General features: G+C 68.4%; 18 protein-coding genes. 13 read left to right on the top strand and 5 right to left on the bottom strand.

The genetic code is table 11. From position 1 onward, the window contains the following. Window positions 1-16: 16 nt before the first annotated feature. A complete protein-coding gene (locus tag ACLV7J_RS02025; RefSeq protein ID WP_411867444.1) occupies window positions 17-3,877 on the top strand; it encodes an EAL domain-containing protein in 3,861 nt (1,286 codons plus the stop codon). A gap of 29 nt (window positions 3,878-3,906) precedes the next feature. Here ACLV7J_RS02025 and ACLV7J_RS02020 read toward each other — a convergent pair whose 3' ends face one another. Then, window positions 3,907-4,665, bottom strand: coding sequence for a glycosyltransferase family 2 protein (locus tag ACLV7J_RS02020; protein ID WP_411867443.1), 759 nt, complete (start codon window positions 4,663-4,665; stop codon window positions 3,907-3,909). Between the two features lie 381 nt (window positions 4,666-5,046). Beyond that, window positions 5,047-5,292, bottom strand: coding sequence for a hypothetical protein (locus ACLV7J_RS02015; protein WP_411867442.1), 246 nt, complete (start codon window positions 5,290-5,292; stop codon window positions 5,047-5,049). Between the two features lie 113 nt (window positions 5,293-5,405). Between ACLV7J_RS02015 and ACLV7J_RS02010 the strand changes: the two genes are divergently transcribed. The 5 genes from ACLV7J_RS02010 (at window position 5,406) to ACLV7J_RS01990 (ending at window position 7,968) form a co-directional block, all read left to right on the top strand. Then, complete coding sequence (locus ACLV7J_RS02010; RefSeq protein ID WP_411867441.1) at window positions 5,406-5,624, top strand: type II toxin-antitoxin system HicB family antitoxin; 219 nt, start codon at window positions 5,406-5,408, stop codon at window positions 5,622-5,624. Beyond that, window positions 5,617-5,862, top strand: coding sequence for a type II toxin-antitoxin system HicA family toxin (locus ACLV7J_RS02005; protein ID WP_411867440.1), 246 nt, complete (start codon window positions 5,617-5,619; stop codon window positions 5,860-5,862). The genes ACLV7J_RS02010 and ACLV7J_RS02005 overlap by 8 nt, the downstream gene beginning before the upstream one ends. A gap of 30 nt (window positions 5,863-5,892) precedes the next feature. Continuing rightward, window positions 5,893-6,153, top strand: coding sequence for a hypothetical protein (locus tag ACLV7J_RS02000; RefSeq protein ID WP_411867439.1), 261 nt, complete (start codon window positions 5,893-5,895; stop codon window positions 6,151-6,153). Window positions 6,154-6,192: 39 nt separating this feature from the next. Continuing rightward, complete coding sequence (locus tag ACLV7J_RS01995; protein ID WP_411867438.1) at window positions 6,193-6,489, top strand: nucleotidyltransferase family protein; 297 nt, start codon at window positions 6,193-6,195, stop codon at window positions 6,487-6,489. Window positions 6,490-6,726: 237 nt separating this feature from the next. Then, complete coding sequence (locus ACLV7J_RS01990; RefSeq protein WP_411867437.1) at window positions 6,727-7,968, top strand: hypothetical protein; 1,242 nt, start codon at window positions 6,727-6,729, stop codon at window positions 7,966-7,968. 15 nt (window positions 7,969-7,983) lie between these two features. Here ACLV7J_RS01990 and ACLV7J_RS01985 read toward each other — a convergent pair whose 3' ends face one another. Continuing rightward, window positions 7,984-9,681, bottom strand: a complete 1,698-nt coding sequence (locus ACLV7J_RS01985) for a protein adenylyltransferase SelO (protein WP_411867583.1) — start codon at window positions 9,679-9,681, stop codon at window positions 7,984-7,986. 203 nt (window positions 9,682-9,884) lie between these two features. Here ACLV7J_RS01985 and ACLV7J_RS01980 point away from each other — a divergent pair, with 203 nt between their 5' ends. Continuing rightward, window positions 9,885-10,091, top strand: coding sequence for a type II toxin-antitoxin system HicB family antitoxin (locus ACLV7J_RS01980; RefSeq protein ID WP_411867436.1), 207 nt, complete (start codon window positions 9,885-9,887; stop codon window positions 10,089-10,091). Here ACLV7J_RS01980 and ACLV7J_RS01975 read toward each other — a convergent pair. Further along, window positions 10,069-11,319 (bottom strand): glutamate carboxypeptidase, encoded by a 1,251-nt coding sequence (locus ACLV7J_RS01975; RefSeq protein WP_411867435.1) that lies wholly within the window; start codon window positions 11,317-11,319, stop codon window positions 10,069-10,071. The genes ACLV7J_RS01980 and ACLV7J_RS01975 overlap by 23 nt on opposite strands. Window positions 11,320-11,402: 83 nt before the next feature. Continuing rightward, window positions 11,403-12,143 (bottom strand): superoxide dismutase, encoded by a 741-nt coding sequence (locus tag ACLV7J_RS01970; protein WP_411867434.1) that lies wholly within the window; start codon window positions 12,141-12,143, stop codon window positions 11,403-11,405. An 89-nt stretch (window positions 12,144-12,232) separates the two neighbouring features. Here ACLV7J_RS01970 and ACLV7J_RS01965 point away from each other — a divergent pair, with 89 nt between their 5' ends. From ACLV7J_RS01965 to ACLV7J_RS01940, 6 genes are all read left to right on the top strand, one after another. Next, window positions 12,233-12,532 (top strand): hypothetical protein, encoded by a 300-nt coding sequence (locus ACLV7J_RS01965; RefSeq protein ID WP_411867433.1) that lies wholly within the window; start codon window positions 12,233-12,235, stop codon window positions 12,530-12,532. Between the two features lie 75 nt (window positions 12,533-12,607). Beyond that, window positions 12,608-12,820, top strand: coding sequence for a hypothetical protein (locus ACLV7J_RS01960; protein ID WP_411867432.1), 213 nt, complete (start codon window positions 12,608-12,610; stop codon window positions 12,818-12,820). 58 nt (window positions 12,821-12,878) lie between these two features. Then, window positions 12,879-14,588: an amidohydrolase gene (locus ACLV7J_RS01955; protein ID WP_411867431.1), complete on the top strand. Its 1,710-nt coding sequence runs from the start codon at window positions 12,879-12,881 to the stop codon at window positions 14,586-14,588. Further along, complete coding sequence (locus ACLV7J_RS01950; RefSeq protein WP_411867430.1) at window positions 14,585-15,475, top strand: CobW family GTP-binding protein; 891 nt, start codon at window positions 14,585-14,587, stop codon at window positions 15,473-15,475. Before ACLV7J_RS01955 ends, ACLV7J_RS01950 begins: the two co-directional genes overlap by 4 nt. Beyond that, a complete protein-coding gene (locus ACLV7J_RS01945) occupies window positions 15,472-17,052 on the top strand; it encodes an MFS transporter (protein ID WP_411867429.1) in 1,581 nt (526 codons plus the stop codon). The genes ACLV7J_RS01950 and ACLV7J_RS01945 overlap by 4 nt, the downstream gene beginning before the upstream one ends. 68 nt (window positions 17,053-17,120) lie before the next feature. After that, window positions 17,121-18,074 (top strand): proline iminopeptidase-family hydrolase, encoded by a 954-nt coding sequence (locus ACLV7J_RS01940; protein ID WP_411867428.1) that lies wholly within the window; start codon window positions 17,121-17,123, stop codon window positions 18,072-18,074. The last annotated feature ends 23 nt before the right edge of the window (window positions 18,075-18,097 follow it).

Below are 18,097 nucleotides of genomic sequence, written 5' to 3'. Positions count from 1 at the left end.
TGAGGAGAGCCGGTCGTTGAACAGCGCCACCGCAGACGACCAGGGCTCTGGCTCGACGTTGAGCGCCGTATCGCGGGTGGTGGGTGTGGGGGCTTCGGCCGGTGGGCTGGAAGCCCTGCAGGAGTTCCTCGGCTCATTGACGCCTGATGGTTCCACGATCCTCGTGGCCCAGCATCTGGCACCGGATCACCCCACGTTGCTCGTCGAACTGTTGTCCCGTTCGACACCGTTCGACGTTGAGGAGGCTGTTGACGGGAGTCCGCTCCGTCCAAACACCGTGACCGTGGTGCCGCCCGACCATGATCTGACCCTCGTCGGCGATCGGCTCGCTCTTGTGGAGGCTGCGGAGCGGGTGGGTCCCAGCCCCAGCATCGACCTGTTGTTCGAGTCACTCGCGCAGAGCTGGGGGGCACGCGCCGTGGGCATCGTCCTGTCGGGGACGGGATCGGACGGCGCCCGTGGCCTGCGTGCCATCCGGGCTGCAGGCGGTCTGACGATGGTGCAGACGCCGGAGTCGGCCCGCTTCGACGGGATGCCTCGCGCCGCACTCGCCCTGGGCAAGCCTGACGTGGTGGCCGATGCGGCAGAGCTCGGCCCCAGACTGGCCGAGATCCCGACCTCCGTGGGCGATGGGGAGGCGGATCTGCCTCAGGTCGAGGAAGGCGTCATCCCCCAGGTGGTGGCGCAGCTGAGGCGGTCGATCGGAGTCGACTTCGCTGAGTACAAGGCATCCACGCTCAAACGGCAGGTGCAGCGGCGGATGGCGGTTCGGCAGATCGACGTCATCAGCGACTACGTGGCGTTGCTGGCTGCTGAACCCGATGAGGCGCAGGCGCTCAAGCAATACCTCTTGGTGTCGGTCACCTCGTTCTTCCGGGATCCGGAGGCCTTCAAGGTGCTTCGCGACGTGCTTGGCACTTACCTGGCCCGTCCTGGCGCTGACGAGGTTCTGCGCGTGTGGGTGCCCGGCTGCGCCACGGGTGAGGAGGTGTACTCGATCGCCATGATCGTGGGCGATCTCATGGGCCGGCCGGCCGACCTCGCCCGGAGATTGAAGATCTTCGGCACCGACCTGGATGATGCGTCCCTGGCCTTGGCCCGGCGCGCCATCTACCCCGCCTCGGCTCTGTCGCAGATCCCGGAACCGCTGCGGACGGCCTACACCAGGCAAGGTGGCGACAGCTTCCAGGTTGCCGACGTGCTGCGCGAGTGTGCCGTCTTCGCCCTGCACAACGTGGGCACCGATCCGCCGTTCCCTCGCCTGGACGTGATCTCGTGCCGCAACACCCTCATCTACTTCACGTCACCGCTGCAGCGGCGTGTGATCCGCCGGTTCGACTTCGCGCTCCGGTCGGGGGGGCTCCTCTTCCTCGGCGAGAGCGAGGGCCTCGGTCGTCATTGCGAGGGCTTCACCGTTGTCGATGCAGGCAGCCGCATCTTCCGGCACTCGGGTGAATCCCTGCCCTCCTACGAACACGTTCCACCCCCGTTCTTCGCCGACGCCGCCCGGCAGAAACGACCCGCCCATCGTCCGCGGACCCTGGAGCCCGAGCGGGATGTGGAGCTGATCGCCCTGCTCGAACAGCTCGTGCGTTTCAGCGGCGACGCCTATGTGGTCCTGGACGACCGGCAACGGCCGGTCCGCGTGGTCGGTGACGTCTCCTCCTACTGCCGGGTTCCCGAAGGGACTCTGGCAGCATCGATTTCGTCCTTCCTGCGGGAAGAGCTGCGGGACGAGGCGCGTGCGCTGCTTCTCCTTTGCCGTGGGAACAACGAACCCGTCAGCGGGCAGTCACTGTCCATCGAGGGCATCGCTCACCCGTTCCACATCGCGGCCAAACCGATCCAGGTGGGCGAGGAATCGCTCACGGTGCTCGCCTTCATCCCAGACAGCGGCCTGAGTGTCGGCTCACCGACACCGTCTGATCGCAGCGCCTCGTTCGACCGCGAACTGAAGCGCCTCGAGCAGGAAGTACTCGTCAGCCAGGACACCCTTCGCCGGTCGTTGGCCGAGCTCCAATCGGTCAACGAGGAACTCGAGGCGGCGTCGGAGGAACTGCAGGCGGCGTCGGAAGAACTGCAGGCGTCGAACGAGGAACTGCAGGCATCGAACGAGGAGCTCCAAGCCACGAATGAGGAACTCGCCGTTCTCAATCAGGAGTCGTTTCAGCGCGGTGACCTCCTGCAGAACCTGAACTCCCACCTCTCGAACGTCGAGGCCTCGGTCAACCAAGGCATGGTCATCGTGGACCAGGACCTGCGCATCATGCGTTTCACCCCGCTGGCCGTTCGGGTCTTCGGCCTCGTGGACGCTGATGTCGGGCTTCCCGTGCTGTCCGCACGAACGACGCTGCCGATTCCTGGCCTGGAGGCAGCCCTGCGCGACGTCGTCGGCGGCGGTCAGCGACTCACCATCCAGGCTCGAGACAACGAGGTTTGCTACCTGGTTCAGGTCCTCCCGTACAGGGACTCCGAGGGACTCCCTCTGGGCGCCATCATCACCCTGACGGATGTGACGGAGCTGGACAGCTTGAGGGCCACCGCCGAGGCGGCTCTGGCCGAGCTGCAAGTCAAGTCCGAACTCCTTGAAGAGACGGCGTTTGACTCGCTCACCGGGCTCCTGAACCGGAAGAACTTCTCGGAGGCCCTGGCGAACGAGATCGCTCGAGCGTCCCGCGCCGGGTCGCAACTCGCCCTCGCCTGGATCGACCTGGACCGCTTCAAGGAGGTGAACGACGAGCACGGGCACGACGCTGGCGACGTGACGCTGCGTACCGCGAGTGCGCGGGTGCTGGAGGTCGTGCGTTCCACAGACGTGGTGGGGCGACTCGGCGGCGACGAGATCGGCGTGATCATCGCCGACTACAAGAGCCCCGCCGAGCTCGACGCCGTGCTGGATCGGCTGCTGGCCATCCTTCGCCAGCCTGTCGAGGTGGATGGGCGGGAGGCGAAGATCTCAGGAAGCATCGGGGTGGCGCTGTTCCCCGGGGATGCCCAATCGCCGGATGACCTGCTCGGGGCGGCGGATGCGGCCATGTACGAGGTCAAGAAACGCCTGGGGGACGGTGCTGCCTACTTCACCCCGTCGATGAACAACGCGGCCGCTGAGCGGCGACGGATGCGCCTGGACATCAGCGCGGCGATCGACAGTCGCAATTTCGAACTGCATTATCAGCCCATCGTCCACGCGACGACGAACGACGTGTGGGGCGTGGAAGCCCTCGTGCGCTGGCGCCGCGACGGCCAACTCGTTCCAGCCTGCGAGTTCATCGACTTCTGCGAGCAGAGTGGCCAGATCCGCGCCCTGGGCCTGCTGACCCTGGAGTTGCTGCGCAACGATCTACCGATCATCCAGGCCACGCGCTACGACGACTTACGCATCGCCTTCAACGTGTCCGTCACGCAGCTCGAGGACAGGAACACCTTGAACAACCTCACCGCGATCGACGCACCGGACGGCCTCGGTGGCCTTGTCGTGGAGATCGTTGAATCCGTCTTCCTCCCCGGCCGCAGCCAAGCCCTGGAGCAGCTGGATAGCCTCGTGGCGCTTGGAGTGGAAGCGTGCATCGATGACTACGGATCCGGCTACTCGAACTTCGGACTCCTGCAAGCACTCACCCCCGCCTACATCAAGCTGGACCGATCGTTCCTGAGCCGACAACAGGGATCCGAAACACGAGCTGCCCTCATCCGCTCAGCCGTTGAGATCTCCCATGTGATCGGTGCGAAGGTCGTCGTTGAAGGAGCCGAGGACGACGAACATCGGGCCCTCGCTCGCGACGCCGGCGCCGACTACGTGCAGGGGTACGCCATTGCCCGGCCTATGCCGCTCGCTGACCTGACGACGTGGCTCGCCGAGCATCCCTCCCAGGCCTGAGCCAGGCTCGGCAGCCACGTCAGGCGAGCTCAGAGGGTGGCCATCCGTTGGCGGATCAGAGGCACCGATGCACTGGCAGGCTGCTGCTGGGAGAGAATGGACTGACCACGTTCCCAGGCAGATCGACGCGACAGGAGTTCCAAATCGTCGAACCATGCTGCCTTGGTCATCTGGCCAACATGGAGGCGGATGTGATACACATAATCAGCAATCAACACCCCCGGCGCCGTGCTGGTGACGGCGATCATCATGCCCAGGTCTTCACCTTGAGGTAGCCCCATCCAGCCGCCGACCCGCTTGAGCAAGGCAGCCTCCACCAGCAGGGTGGTTGGACCCAGGGGAATGCTGTCATGGGGAGATGGCCACGCCCGCCAGACATCACCCGCCAGGCAGGGGCCTGCGGCGACGATGGCCGGATCGTTCTTGAGGTCGTCGGTGCAATAGCCGGCTGCCCACAGGGCCCCGGCCTGGTCATCAATCGCCGCCAGGCGTTGGTCGATGGAGCGGGGATAGAGCCAGTCGTCATCGTCGGCGCTGGTGATCCACTCACCCCGTGCCACAAGCAGACCAAGATTGCGCGCTGCGGCCTGACCAATGGGCCGAGCGGAAGCGATCACGGTGGCGTTAGCCGCAAGATCCGCAGGCAGCGATTCGATGCCGTTGCCATCAACGACAATCACATGTTCTATCTTGCAGCTATTTTGAGTAAGGCTACGATTTAAATCGCTCAACATCGACAGGCGATCGGGCAAAAGCCTGGTCGGCGTGATGACGCTTACGGTCGTCAAATGGGAGGCGTCATTGCGAGCCCCACCACGCTAGTCGAGCTTGTTGGATCGACTGGGCCAAAAACAAAGGCCAACAGCAGAGACCAGCGGCCGCTTCCGTGGGAAACCCGGCCGCACCAGTCCTGTCGGCTGCAGGGGCTGACAGGGAAGGCAGAGAACGGCGGGGCAGGCCTCGAAGCGGCCTTTGGCGTGGCCCATCGTTGCTTCTGCTGTTCCCCACTCAAGGGGCTCTCACTGGGATCCCATCGATGTCAGCGCGACCAGAGAGCTGAGGCCATGGGTCCTGATCCCCTGCAGCGGCCGATGGCGATTCGCGCCCTGCTTGCCATTAACAGGCCTCCAGTTGCAGATCGGGCCCATTGGCAAAGGCCTGATCCGCCGTCACCAGGGCGCAACCTTCGCTGAGGCATGGCTGGCGATCAGCAGATCCATCGCCGCCAACGGCTTCCCGTGGCGTTCGAGATCGGCCGGCATCCGCACCGCCTGGCTGCGGCCGTTGCGGAACAGCTTGACGCGTATGACCCCCCACAGGTGATCGATATCGAGTCTGAACAAGGCCTGCGCTCCCATGCCGCCTTCCGCACGGCGTCCTGGAAGCGGTCCACAATCGTGATCAGCGCTCGCCATGGAGCCGGCCGACTTCACCGGGATCCCCGGCGCCGTCTCTGCCTCAGTGTCCCTCAACGTGGCGTTGCCGGTTGGAGAACCGCCAGACTGGTGTCCAGAGCACCCCGGCGACCATGACGACCGCCACCCCCCAGCGCCTCACGGCGATCCTGTATCGGGAAGACGAGGTCTACGTGGCGGAGTGCCCGGAGGTCGGCACTGCGAGCCAAGGCGACACCATCGAGGAAGCACTGGCCAACCTGCGCGAAGCCACCGAGCTCTACCTGGAGGAGTGTCCGCAACCTGCCCTCGCGCCCCGACTGCTGACCACCTTCGAGGTCGGCGTTGCCTAAGTTGCCTCGGTTGCCGGCATCTGCCGTCATCGCCGCCTTGCAGCGCCTCGGTTTCGAGATCGTGCGCCAGAAAGGCTCCCATGTAGTCCTGCGAAAACAGTCCCCCAACCCTGAACGTGGCGACGCCAATGTGACCTGCGTGGTGCCACTCCATCGGCGTGATCTGGCGTTGGGGACACTGGGAAGCGTGCTTCGTCAGGCAGGAGTCGACGCGGAAACGTTCATCGATGCCCTCTGAAACCTTTCATCGCGGAACCTGAACCTGCGCGTGCACCGTCGCTACAGCCGCGCCGAGATCGAAGCTGCCTTCGCCTCCGGGCAGCGGTGTATCCACCACGAGGCGCAGAGTGCGCGGGTGCTGCTGTTCGTGTGGGAGCAGCGCCGGCAGGGTGCGGTCACGGAGCCGTTTGTTTGCCTCGGCTTTGCCCGGTACAAGAGCCACGAGGGCGAGCAGACGATGGCGATCCGCTGGCAGCTGAAGCGGGAGAGTCCGGCGATGGGGCTGCCGGTGATGGCGTTGGCGGTTTAGCGTCTGGACCAGGCCCCGCCTCAATGTCCGCTGCCGGCCATGGACGTCAGCTCTGACAATCTGATCAGCCGGTTGCGGGAGCACGCGCCCACCTGGAGTGAGCGTTTCGGCGTCCGCAGCCTGCGGATCTTCGGCTCCTGGGCGCGTGGCACGGCGACAACCGGCAGCGATGTGGATCTGCTGGTGGCCTTCGATGGCCCCGCCACGGCCAGACGCTTCTATGGGCTCCAGCTCTTCCTAGAAGACCTGCTTCAGCAGCCTGTCGATCTGGTCACGGAACAGGCACTCCGAAAGGAGCTCAGGCCAACGGTTGAAGCGGATGCCATCACCCTCTGACAGGGGCCGGGATCGCGACTGGCGCCTCTATGCACACGACATGGAGCGCTTTGCCCTGCGTGCCGTGAGCTACTGCACAGGACTCGACCGGGCACAGTTCGAAACCAATCACCTGATGCAGGATGCGGTTCTACGCAACAGCGAGCCGTCGCCTCCAACAGCCGTGGCACTGCAGCCGGCGCAGCTGAGTCAGAGCTGCTTCACTGTGGCTGCCGCCTCGCCATCCGCCACGGGCGCATGATCGACCTCAGCACCTACCGCCCCCGCGGCGACAAGCGGAACACCCCCTTCTTCGAGGAGACTCTGCCGCTCGTCTACGAACGGCGGGCCCGCTCCGGCCTCGATCAGCTGGTGGGAACGATGGCGGCGCTGGTGGTGCAGGTGGACCACGGCCATGGCCTGCCCTATCTGGCCGAACTGGCGCTGATGGGTCCCTACCGCTTCCGGGAATGCTGGCTGATCGAAACGCATCGGGTGTATCTGCTCGCGGCGGATCCGGCCTGGCCACGGCTGATCGTGCTGGAACCGCTCAACAGCGGTTTCGAGGATGAGGGAACCCGCTGGAATGCCATGTATCCGCTGGCGGCCCCCCACCCCAACGCGCGCTATGTGGGCGAGATCTACAGCTGCAACTCCTGCAGCGCGGTGCGGGCGGCGTTGGAGGAGCAGAACATCCGCTTCGTGTATCCCGGCGAAACGCCGAATCCCTTCTACGCCCAACCGCATCTCAGTTTCACCTTCCTCTCCGACTACACCTACAACCGGGTGGGCTATGTGGATGTGCCGCTCGATTCGCTGGCGCCCCTCAACCTTGGCGATCGTGTGCTGCTCGACGACGACAGCGAACGGCCGCTCCTCGAGGCCGCGGAGCTCCACCGCAGCCTCGGCCTCGAAGGGCGCGTGCTGGGCATCGATCACATGGCCACCCGCGTGCTGGCCGGTGAACGGGAGGACGCGATCCTGGAATATCTCACGATGGTCCCCTACTACTTCTGGGGGGCTTACAACATCCATGAGATGAACTCCTCCACCAATGTGACCCGCTGCCCCCATGTGAGCGATGAGAAGCACTCGCCAGCCAGGGTGTTCACGGCCAACAACACCCCCTCCTATCTCAATTCGCTCGTGAACCTGCCGATGCCCACGGAAGACTTCGTGCGCAACTTCGGCCGTCGGATGCATCACATCGCCTTGGAGGTACTCGATGGTGCGATCAATTCAGAACAGAACGTGGATTGGGTGGTGCGCAACCTCCAGAGCCACGGCGTGCCCTTCCTCGCCGAGGTGGTGGGCGAATGCCGCGATCAGCCCAACCTCAAGCAGATCTTCTCCAAAAGCTCACCCCACTCGCTGCTGATCACCGAATACGTGCAGCGCTGCCAGGGCTACGACGGCTTCTTCACCCGCGACAACGTGGCCGCCCTCACCGAGGCAGCCGGCCATGAGGAGCGCTTCGCCCACGGCCACGTCTTCGACTGAGGGCACGACAGCTGCTCACGACGAGCAGCTGTAGTGCGACACGCCCCCGGCGCTGAAGAACTCCCTGGGCTTCAGGCGGTCGTATTTCGCTGCGATGTCAGGGGAGGGCTCGTCGTAGGGGTGGCTCAGCACCTGCTGTAGCTCCTGCACCAGGCTGGTGTCGCCAAGCGCTGCCTGTTCATAGGCCGGGGCCACCAGCCATTCGCGCCAGGTGATGGCCGGATTCACCCGTTGCATCGCGGCAGCGGTGTCGCGGGGGTCGCCGCTGGCCGACAGCTGATCCCGCCAGCGCTGCAGCCACTGGATCCAGCGCGCCTCAAGCTCCTCGCTGCTCGGCATGTAGAAGCTCTCCGAAAGGGTGGCGAGCTGCTCCGGCAGGCCAGCGCCAGGGTCAGCGGCCAGGGCAGAGAGCCGGCGGAAGAGGATCGTGTAGTCGGCCCTGGAGTGCGCCATCAGCTGCAGCAGCTCCTGCACCAGGTCGGCATCGGGGTTGGCCAGGCCCAGCTTCCGGGCCCACATCGCCTCGATTTCCTGCTGCATCGCGCCGGCGAAGCCGTCGCGGATCGCATCCACCTTCGCCAGGGCCTCGCTGTTGCCCTCAAGCAGCAGGCGGATGGCGGCCCAGAACATCTGGTAGTTGGCTTCGGCCGCCGCCGGTTGGTTGAAGAAGCAGAAGTGCTCGCCGCCGCCGGTCCAGGGCTGGAAGCGGGGATCGAACAGCTCGCAGAAGCCGAAGGGGCCGTAGTCGAGCGTGTAGCCACCCGCGGCGCAGTTGTCGCTGTTGAAATTGCCCTGGCAGTAGCCCACGCGGATCCAGTGGGCCACCAGGGCGGTGAGCCGCCCGCGGAACAAGCCCGCCAGCTCCACCACCTGATCGGCGAAATCCAGGCTCGGATCGATCTCCGGCCGGTAGTTGCGCTCGATCAGGTGCTGCACGATCAGCCGCAGCTCATTCAGGGCCTGCGGGTGCGCCTGGCTGCGGGCGCGACGGGCGAACAGCTCCAGCTGGCCCACCCGCAGAAACGAGGGGGCCACGCGGGTGGTGATCGCCGCCGGGTTGTCGACCATCACGTCGGGATCAAACGAGCGGGAATCCGGCAGATACCAGGGCCGGCGCACCGTTTCCTCCCGCGACATGTAGAGCGTGAGCGAGCGGGAGGTGGGCACCCCCAGGGCGTGCATGAACTCCTGCGCCAGAAACTCGCGCACGCTGGAGCGCAGCACGGCGCGTCCATCGGCGCCGCGGCAGTAGGGGGTGGGGCCGCCGCCCTTCAGCTGCAGTTCCCAGCGCTTGCCGTTGAACACGCCTTCAAACACGGAAATAGCTCGGCCATCGCCGTAGCCGTTGCCGGTGCCGAAGGGGCACTGCTGGATGTATTCCGTGCCATAGATCGAGAGGGCATAGCCGGTGGCCCAGCCGAACGGCCGCATCGGCTCCTGCGCCACGCCGATGTCGCCGGAGAACAGCCGGCGGAACTGCTCGTCGTGGGCCAGCCCATCGCTCAGGCCCAGCTCGTGGAAGAGGGTGCTGCTGTGCGCCACATACTCCGGCGCTGGCAGGGGCGTGGGCGTCACCGGCACGTAGTGCCCGGAGAGCACCTGGCGGGGCCGGTGATCGCGGCCGTCGTCGGTGGCCTGGGGATCCACCTGCAGGGACTCCAGCAGCGAGTAGTCGGCCCGCTGGGCGAACGCGGCGAACGTGCTGGTCGGCACGGTGGTGGACGCGGCGGTCGGCACGGCTGTCGGCACGGATCTCTCGGGTGTGGCGCGGCCTGGGCAGGGCCCTGACGCTGAGGCCCCCATCCTGGCGAGGCGGTGGGGAGTGGTGGCGGGGCGGTTGGGGGGGCGTTGGCGGCGGTCGTGGGCCTGCCGCAACAGCTTGAGGCCGTCAGACTGAAGCCACTGCACCGTCACCGATGGAACTAACCGCTGTTCTGACACCTGCGGAGGAAGGCGGATACGTGGCCTTCAACCCTGAAACGGGCACCACAACGGAAGGGGAATCCATCGAGGAGGCCCTCGCCAACCTGCGCGAAGCCACCACGCTTTACCTGCAGGAGTTTCCAGCTGTGATCAAGGGCCACCCACTGGTGACCCTGTTCAGCGATACAGCGCATCCCTGATCTCGCGCACTTTGCCTGTCGGGAGATCATCACCAGAAGCCCGATGCAGGGAACCGCTGAGGGGCACCGTCTCCAGCAGCCGCACCACCAGATAGAGGCGCGCCGGCAGGCTGCCGAGATCCATCCACTCCTCCGGGCTGTGCAGGCCGCCGCCCACCACGCCCAGGCCCTCCAGCACGGCGGGGCTGGCACTGCCGGGCTGGAAGGCATGGCCGGCATCGGTGCCGAACCCCATCGTGATCGCCGGTAGCGGAAGCTGCAGCTCGCGGAAGATCGCTTCGGCCTGGCGCACCAGCGCCTCGGAGGCCGGATTGCGGGGGAAGGGCGGTCGCCGCAGCTTGAGGGCGAGCGTGGTGGTGGTGCCGGCGATGTGGGGGCGGCCGATGCTGCCCTGCACCTGCTGCCGCACCCGCTCCAGTTCGGCTGGATCGCTGTAGCGCATGTCGGCGGTGGCGCTGGCTTCGGCGGGGATCACGTTGGGGCGCTCACCGCTGCGCAACACCGTCCAGTTCACCGTGGTGCCCCGGGCCGGATCCCCCAGGCTCTGCAGGGCCACGACCTGATGGGCCAGCTCCACCGCCGCGTTGCGGCCGCTGTCGGGATCGGCGCCGGCATGGGCCGAGCGGCCCTGCACCGCGAGGTTGAGCAGGGCGATGCCCTTGGTGCTGTCGATCACGCCGTTCTGCGGGCTCGGCTCGAACGAGAGCACCACCGCGTGCCGACGGGCCTGCTCGGCGATCAGCCGGGCCGATCCAGGTGAGCCGATCTCCTCATCCGGATTGAACAGCACCGTGATCGGGGCGTGGTTGGGGCCTTGACGCGCCCGCAGCAGCTCCAGGGCCTGCAGAATCATCACCACGCCGCCCTTGGCATCGGCCACGCCCGGGCCGCGGGCCCGCCCCGCCGCGATCCGGAAGGGCCGGCGGCGCGCCTCCCCCTCCGCAAACACCGTGTCGGTGTGCACCATCAGCAGGACGGAGCGATCCCCGCGGCCCGGCAGATGGCCCACCAGGATGTCGCCGCCGCCTGGCCTGGCCGGGTGGCGCTCCACCCGCGCCCCCAGGCGCCGCAGCCGTTGCTCCAGGTGAGCAGCCATCCGCTCCAGGCCCTGCCGCTGAGCGCTGCCGCTGTCGATCGACACCAGGCGGTCCAGCTCCGCCAGGAAGGGTGGCACCCGCGCCTGGCTCTGCTGCAGCAACGCCGCATCCACCCCAACCGGGCGCGCCACGGGGAGAGGCGCCGCCAGGGCGGACGGGACTGGCGTCACCACGCCTACCGGCAGAGCCAGCAGAGCGGCCAGGGGCAGGAGCCTCACGGACGGGCGGGCGTGGCGGTGGGGGCCGCCGCCGCCTCGCCGTAGCGGCGGTTCACTTCGTTCCAGTTCACCAGGTCCCACCAGGCCTGGATGTAGTCGGGCCGGCGGTTCTGGTACTTGAGGTAGTAGGCGTGCTCCCACACGTCCAGGCCCAGCAGCGGTGTGCCCCGCTCGATCCCCGGCAGGTCCATCAGCGGGTTGTCCTGGTTGGGGGTGCTGGTGATGGCGAGGCTGCCGTCGGGCTTGCGGATCAGCCAGGCCCAGCCCGAACCGAAACGCCCGGCGGCCGCCTGGTTGAACTGGGTCTGCATCGCCTCCAGCGAGCCGAAGCGGCTGGTGATCGCCGCCAGCAGCTCCTCCGACGGCACCCCGCCCTGGCCCTTGGGCGCCATCACGGCCCAGAACTGGCTGTGGTTCCAGTGGCCGCCGCCGTTGTTGCGCACCACTTCGGGGAAGCCGGCGATCTGGCCCTGCAACACATCCAGGCTGAGGTTGGCCAGGGCCGGGTTGGCCTTGATCTGGGCGTTGAGGTTGGCCACGTAGGCGCCGTGGTGGCGGTCGTGGTGGATCGTCATCGTGGTGGCATCGATCGCCGGCTCCAGGGCGTCGGCGGGATAGGGCAGCGGCGGCAGCGCGAACTCCGCCCAGGCCGGTGCGGCGCTCGCCAACAGCAGCAGCGCCGCACAGCAGGCCAGCAGGGGACGCAGCACGCGCCCCATCAGGAAGCGAGGAACCATGGATCGGGCCGGGGCCTCAGGGAGGAGGCCAGCCTGGCGGATCCGCCGCCGGGAGTCGCACAATGCGGCCCCGCTCCCCTGGCGCCCCGATGACGCACCTCAGCAACCGGCAGCTCCGGCTCGAGCGCATCCCCGATCCCGACGGCGACCTCGCCGACTGGGGGCCCTTCGCCCACACCATCGATGGCTATGCAGCGGCCGGTGGCTTCGACGCCTGCGCCGCCCTCGCCCACAGCGGCAGCGCCTCCACCCTCACCGAACTGCGCGCCACCCTGTTCTTCGTGGCCCGCGCCGATCGCCACAGCGGCTGCAGCGCCGACGTGAGCCCCCGGGTGCGCGACCTGCTGCGCCGCATCCGCGCCAAGGTGGCCGCCGGCGAGCTGGCCTGAAGCCACCGCCCGGCCCAGTGGGTGGGGGGCAGCGCGTCTGCCTAGGGTCGGCCCCACGGCCCCTGCAGGCAGCCCATGAACCCCACCCTCAAAGGCGTCCTCTACGTGAGCGTGTGGGTGCTGCTCTGGGGCACCGCCGCCTCCCTGGCCGACATCGTGCTGCTGGAGCGCGAGGCCTACGCCCCCGGCACGGCGGGCCAGGTGGTGACGTTCACCTCTTACGGCATCGCGGCGGTGGTGCTGGCCGTGCGCCTGGCCGGCCGCTTCCTCAAGAAGGTGGAGCCGTAGGCCGCGGGCTGACGCCGCCAGGCCGGCTGGCTAAGCCGCGGGTAGCGAACGCCTCCCCTTGACCGACGCCCCCGTTGCCGACCTGATCCTGCACGGCGGCACCGTGCTCACGATGGAGGCCGATCAGCCCCGCGCCGAAGCCATCGCCGTGGCCGCGGGCCGCATCCTGGCCGTGGGCGATGACGCCAGCGTGCTCGCCCTGGCCGGCCCCGCCACCACCCGCATCCCCCTGCAGGGCCGCACCCTGCTGCCCGGCTTCATCGACGCCCACGGCCACTTCGCCAACGCCCTGCAGGTGGTGACCTGGGCCAACATCCAGCGCCCGCCGGCGGGGCCGGTGGACAGCATCGCCAGCCTGCAGCAGGTGCTGCGCGAGCACGTGGCCCGCCATCCCGTGCAGCCCGGCGATTGGGTGGTGGCCTACGGCTACGACCCCGATGGCCTCGCCGACGGCCGCCCCCTCGACAGGGCCGATCTGGATCCGCTGTTTCCGGACAACCCGGTGATGGTGATCCACAACTCCAACCACGGCGCCGTGCTCAACAGCCGCGCCCTGGCCCTGGTGGGCTACGACGCCAACACCCCCGACCCCGCTGGTGGCGTGATCGTGCGCCGTCCCGGCAGCCGCGAACCGGCCGGCCTGGTGATGGAAACGGCCTTCCTGCCGCTGTTCGTGCACATGCCCCAGCCCTCCGAGCAGGAGCGGCTGGAGCGCTTCGCCCAAGCCCAGGAGCTCTACACCCGCCAGGGCATCACCACCGCCCAGGACGGCGCCACCGCCGCCGCCGACCTAGGCCTGTTCCAGACCGCCGCCCGCCAGGGCCGCCTCTCGATCGACCTGGTGCTGCTGCCCCTGGTGCTGGAGGTGCCGGGGATGCTCAAGGAGCGCTTCCCCGACTTCCACGGCGACACCCTGGAGCTGCCCCAGCCGGCCCGCGACGCCTTCGGCCATTACGACGACCACCTCAAGCTGCAGGGCATCAAGCTGCTGGTGGACGGCTCCCCCCAGGGCAAGACCGCCTTCTGGAGTGAACCGCTGCTCACCCCGGGCCCCAACGGTGAGGACAACTGGCGCGGCCAGCCCCTGTTCCCGCCCGAGGTGCTCAACGACACGGTGGCCCGGCTTTCGGCCCAGGGGCTGCAGCTGTTCGCCCACTGCAACGGCGATGCCGCCATCGCGATGATGATCGAGGCCTGCCGCCGGGCCGGGCTCACGGCCGGCCAGGACCACCGCACCGTGATCGTGCACTCCCAGTTCATGGCCCCGGGTCAGCTGGAGCAGTACGTGGAGCTGGGCCTGCATCCCAGCTTCTTCACCGTGCATGCCTTCTTTTTCGGCGACACCCACGTCGCCAACCTCGGCCTGGAGCGCGCCAGCGGCCTGAGTCCGATGGCGAGCGCCATGGCCCTGGGGTTGCACTGCACCAACCACAACGACTTCTCCGTGACGCCGATCGAGCCGATGCGGATGGTGGAAACGGCGATGACGCGCCGCAGCCGCAGCGGCGTGGTGCTCGGCGAATCGGAGCGGGTGAGCGCCGAAGCGGCCCTGCGGGCCCTCACGATCGAGGCGGCCTGGCAGCTGCGCGAGGAGTCCAGCAAGGGCAGCCTGGCGCCGGGCAAGCGGGCCGATCTGGTGATCCTCGACCGCGACCCCACCGCCACGCCGCCGGAGCAGCTCAACGCCATCGGCGTGGTGGCCACCTTCAAGGACGGCGTGTGCGTGTACGGCGACCCCGCCGGCACCACGACCGGAGCCGCTGCATGAGCGCCGGCTCGCCCCTGGCGGCCCTGCGCGGCGTGCCCACCACCGTGGTGGGTGGCTACCTCGGCTCCGGCAAGACCACCCTGATCAACGGCTGGCTCCAGGACCCCGCCAGCCGGCGCTGGGCCGTGCTGGTGAACGACCTGGGCAGCATCAACGTGGATGCCGACCGTCTGCGCCAGGTGAGCGGCCAGGTGCTGGAGCTCAGCCAGGGCTGCCTCTGCTGCAGCCTGCGCGAGGGCCTCGGCCCGGCCCTGCAGCAGCTCGCCCAGCTGCCGGAACCGCCCGCCCACGTGCTTGTGGAAACCAGCGGCATGGCCGTGCCCGAGCGGGTGGCCAGCCAGCTGCAGCTGCACGGCCTGGAGCTGGCCCGCCTGCTGCTCGTGGTGGATCTCGAGCGCATCGAGGCCCTCTGGCACGACCCCTGGGTGGGCCAGCTGGTGCAGCAGCAGTTCGACGGGGTGGACCTGCTCCAGTTCACCAAGGTCGACCGGATCGATCCCGCCCGCGCCGCCGAATGCCGCCGGTGGCTGGCCGAGCAGCTGGCGGCCCGCCGCCCAGGCCCGGCCCTGCCGGTGCACGAGGAGCGCCGGCTGGTGCGCAGCGAATCCTGGCTGCAGCTGCAGCCCCTGCCGCGCCGGCAGCTGCTGGCCTGGGCCCGGCAGCTGGGGCCGGAGGTGCTGCGCCTCAAGGGCGATGTGTGGCTTGAAGACCAGCCCGAAGGGCCCGTGCCGCTCGATCGCGCCGGCGATCAGCTCGAGCTCGCCGACGGGCCCCGCTGGCCCTGGCCTTCTCCCCTGCAGCGCCGCGGGCGGCTGGTGGCCATCAGCCGCGCCGATGCTCCCGCCCTGCGCTGGCCCCTCCCCGCCCCCGTGTCCCTCCCCGCATGACCGCCACCGCCAGCCCCCGCAGCAGCGAGAGCTCCAACACCCTCACCGTGGCCTACCTGGGGGTGCTGGCCAGCCTGCAGCTGATCGATCCCACCGTGGCCAACACGGCCCTGGTGCAGGCCGGCCGCAGCCTGGCGATGCACGGCTCCACCCTGGCCCTGGCCGCCAGCCTCTCCACCCTCACCCAGGCCGCCACCGTGCTGCTGATGGGCTTCCTCGGCGATCGGCTCGGCCGCCGCCGGGTGCTCGGCGCCTCGCTGCTGCTGGCGATCGCCGGCAACGCCCTGACCCTGGCGGCCCCCAATGCCGGCGTGTTCCTGCTGGGGCGCGGCCTCACCGGCATCGCCATGGGCTCGGTGCTCGCCGCCTCCTTCGCGGCGGTGCGCGCCGTGGGTGCCCCCGGGCAGCTGGCCCGCGACCTCGGCCTCTGGAATCTGCTGATCATCGCCGGCTTCGTGGTGGGCTCCCTGCTGGGCGGGGTGCTGGCCGACAGCAGCTGGCGCCTGGCCATGGGGCTGGTGCCCCTGATCAGCCTGCTCTGCCTGCCGCTGTTGCCGGCCCTGCTGCCGCCGATGCCCGCCAACCCCACCCTGCGGGCCGACGTGCCCGGCCTGCTGAGCATCGCCGCCGCCATGGTGCTCGTGCTCAGCGGCGTGAGCCATGCGGTGGAGGGCCTCACCGCCCCCGCCTTCTGGCTGCCCAGCCTCGGCGGCCTGCTGCTCGTCGCCGTGCACCTGCTGATCGAGCGGCGCCGCTCCGAGCCGATCTTCCCGGTGGCCCTCTACGGCCGCGGCTGCTTCGCCGCCGCCGTGGTGAGCGGCATCGCCTGGAACTTCGCCCAGTCGGTGGTGCAGCTGCAGACCAGCAACTTCTGGCAGGTGGTGCAGCGCTGGAGCACCAGCCAGGTGGCCCTGGCCCAGCTGCCGCTGCTGCTCTGCTTCGGCCTCGGCGGCCTGCTGGCGGGCCGGCTGATGCAGCCCGGACGCCGCACCACCCAGCTGATGGCCGCCGGCTTCGTCGCCCTGGTGCTCGGGGTGGGCCTGCTGGCGGTGATCCGGGCCCAGAGCCCCTACCTGGCCCTGGTGCCCGGCCTGCTGCTGGTGGGGCTGGGGCTCTCGTTCATCTCGGTGCCGCAGTCGGCCCTGTTCGTGCAGGAGGCTCCGGCCCACTGCTTCGGGGCCGTCACCGCCTTCCGCACCACCACCGGCCAGCTGGGCTTCGCCCTGGGGCTGGCGGCCAGCGGCGCCATGGTGAACGGCTTCGGCTTCGCCAGCCTGCGCCAGCGCCTCTTGGCCCTCGGCGTGCACCCCCAGGACCTCACCGATCTGGTGGCCAAGGTGCGCGCCTTCCTCAGCCAGGGCGTGCTGCCCGACGCCACCCCCACCGCCAAGGTGTGGGAGAGCGCCGTCTACGGCGCCTACGCCAGCGGCCTGGCGGGCACCCTGCTGATCGTGGCCCTGCTCACGGCCCTGCTCGGCGTGATCAGCCTGCTGTTGCTGGCCATCGGCCATGGGCAGCAGCGGCAGGGCCAGCCATCACCGGGAGATGGTGCGCCCGACGTAGCGCCCCTCGCCTGAGACCCGTTCCGGCGGAGGCCGCAGGCGTTCCTTGCCACCATGACCTGGTTGCCCCGTCGCCGTTGCCCATGACGTCCCATCCGGCTCAGGACAACGCCGCGGTCCGCAGGATTCCGGTGCGCACGGCCCACGGCACCTTTGAGGTCTGGACGCGGCGCAGCGGCGCGAGTGCGGGCATCAAGCTGCTGCTGCTCCATGGCGGGCCTGGCTGCACCCACGAATATTTCGAGGTGTTCGACCGCTACCTGCCGGACGCGGGAATCGAGCTGTATTTCTACGACCAGCTGGGCTCGTATCACAGCAGCCAGCCGGATCACGAGGATCTCTGGGAGATCAACCGGTTTGTGGAGGAGGTGGAACAGGTTCGCCTGGCCCTGGGCCTGGAGGCGAGCAACTTCTTCCTGCTCGGCCACTCCTGGGGCGGAATCCTGGCCATGGAATACGCCCTGCAGCACCAGCAGCAGCTCAAGGGCCTGGTGATCTCCAACATGGTCTGGAGCGTGCCGGAGTACAACCGCTACGCCGAGCAGCAGTTCATCAACGCCCTGCCGGCCGAGGTGCTGGCCGAACTGCAGGCCATCGAAGCGGCGGAGGATTACGACAATCCGCGCTACATGGAGCTGTTGATCCCCTACCACTATGAGCAGCACGTGCTCAGGCGGCCCTACGCGCAGTGGCCCGATTCGGTGTTGCGGGCCTTTGATCACATCAATCCGAAGGTCTACATCCCCATGCAGGGCCCCAGTGAACTGGGGGCCCGCGGCAAGCTGGCGCACTGGGATCGCAGCGCCGATCTCGCCCAGATCCAGGTGCCAACCCTCACCATCGGCGCCGCCCACGACACCATGGATCCCCGGGTGATGGCCGCCATGGCCGAGGCCCTGCCGCAGGGCCGTCATCTCCATTGCCCCGAGGGAAGTCACCTGGCGATGGTCGACGATCAGACGGTGTACAGGCGCGGCTTGATCGACTTTCTGCACCAGGTGGATCGAGGGGAGCTCGCCGCCCCCGCCGCGCCTTAGACCGAATCACACCCGCCGGCCCA

This window comes from Vulcanococcus limneticus LL, assembly GCF_943369875.1.
Taxonomy (GTDB): domain Bacteria; phylum Cyanobacteriota; class Cyanobacteriia; order PCC-6307; family Cyanobiaceae; genus Vulcanococcus; species Vulcanococcus limneticus_A.
This window is presented reverse-complemented; position numbering and strand designations above follow the sequence as displayed.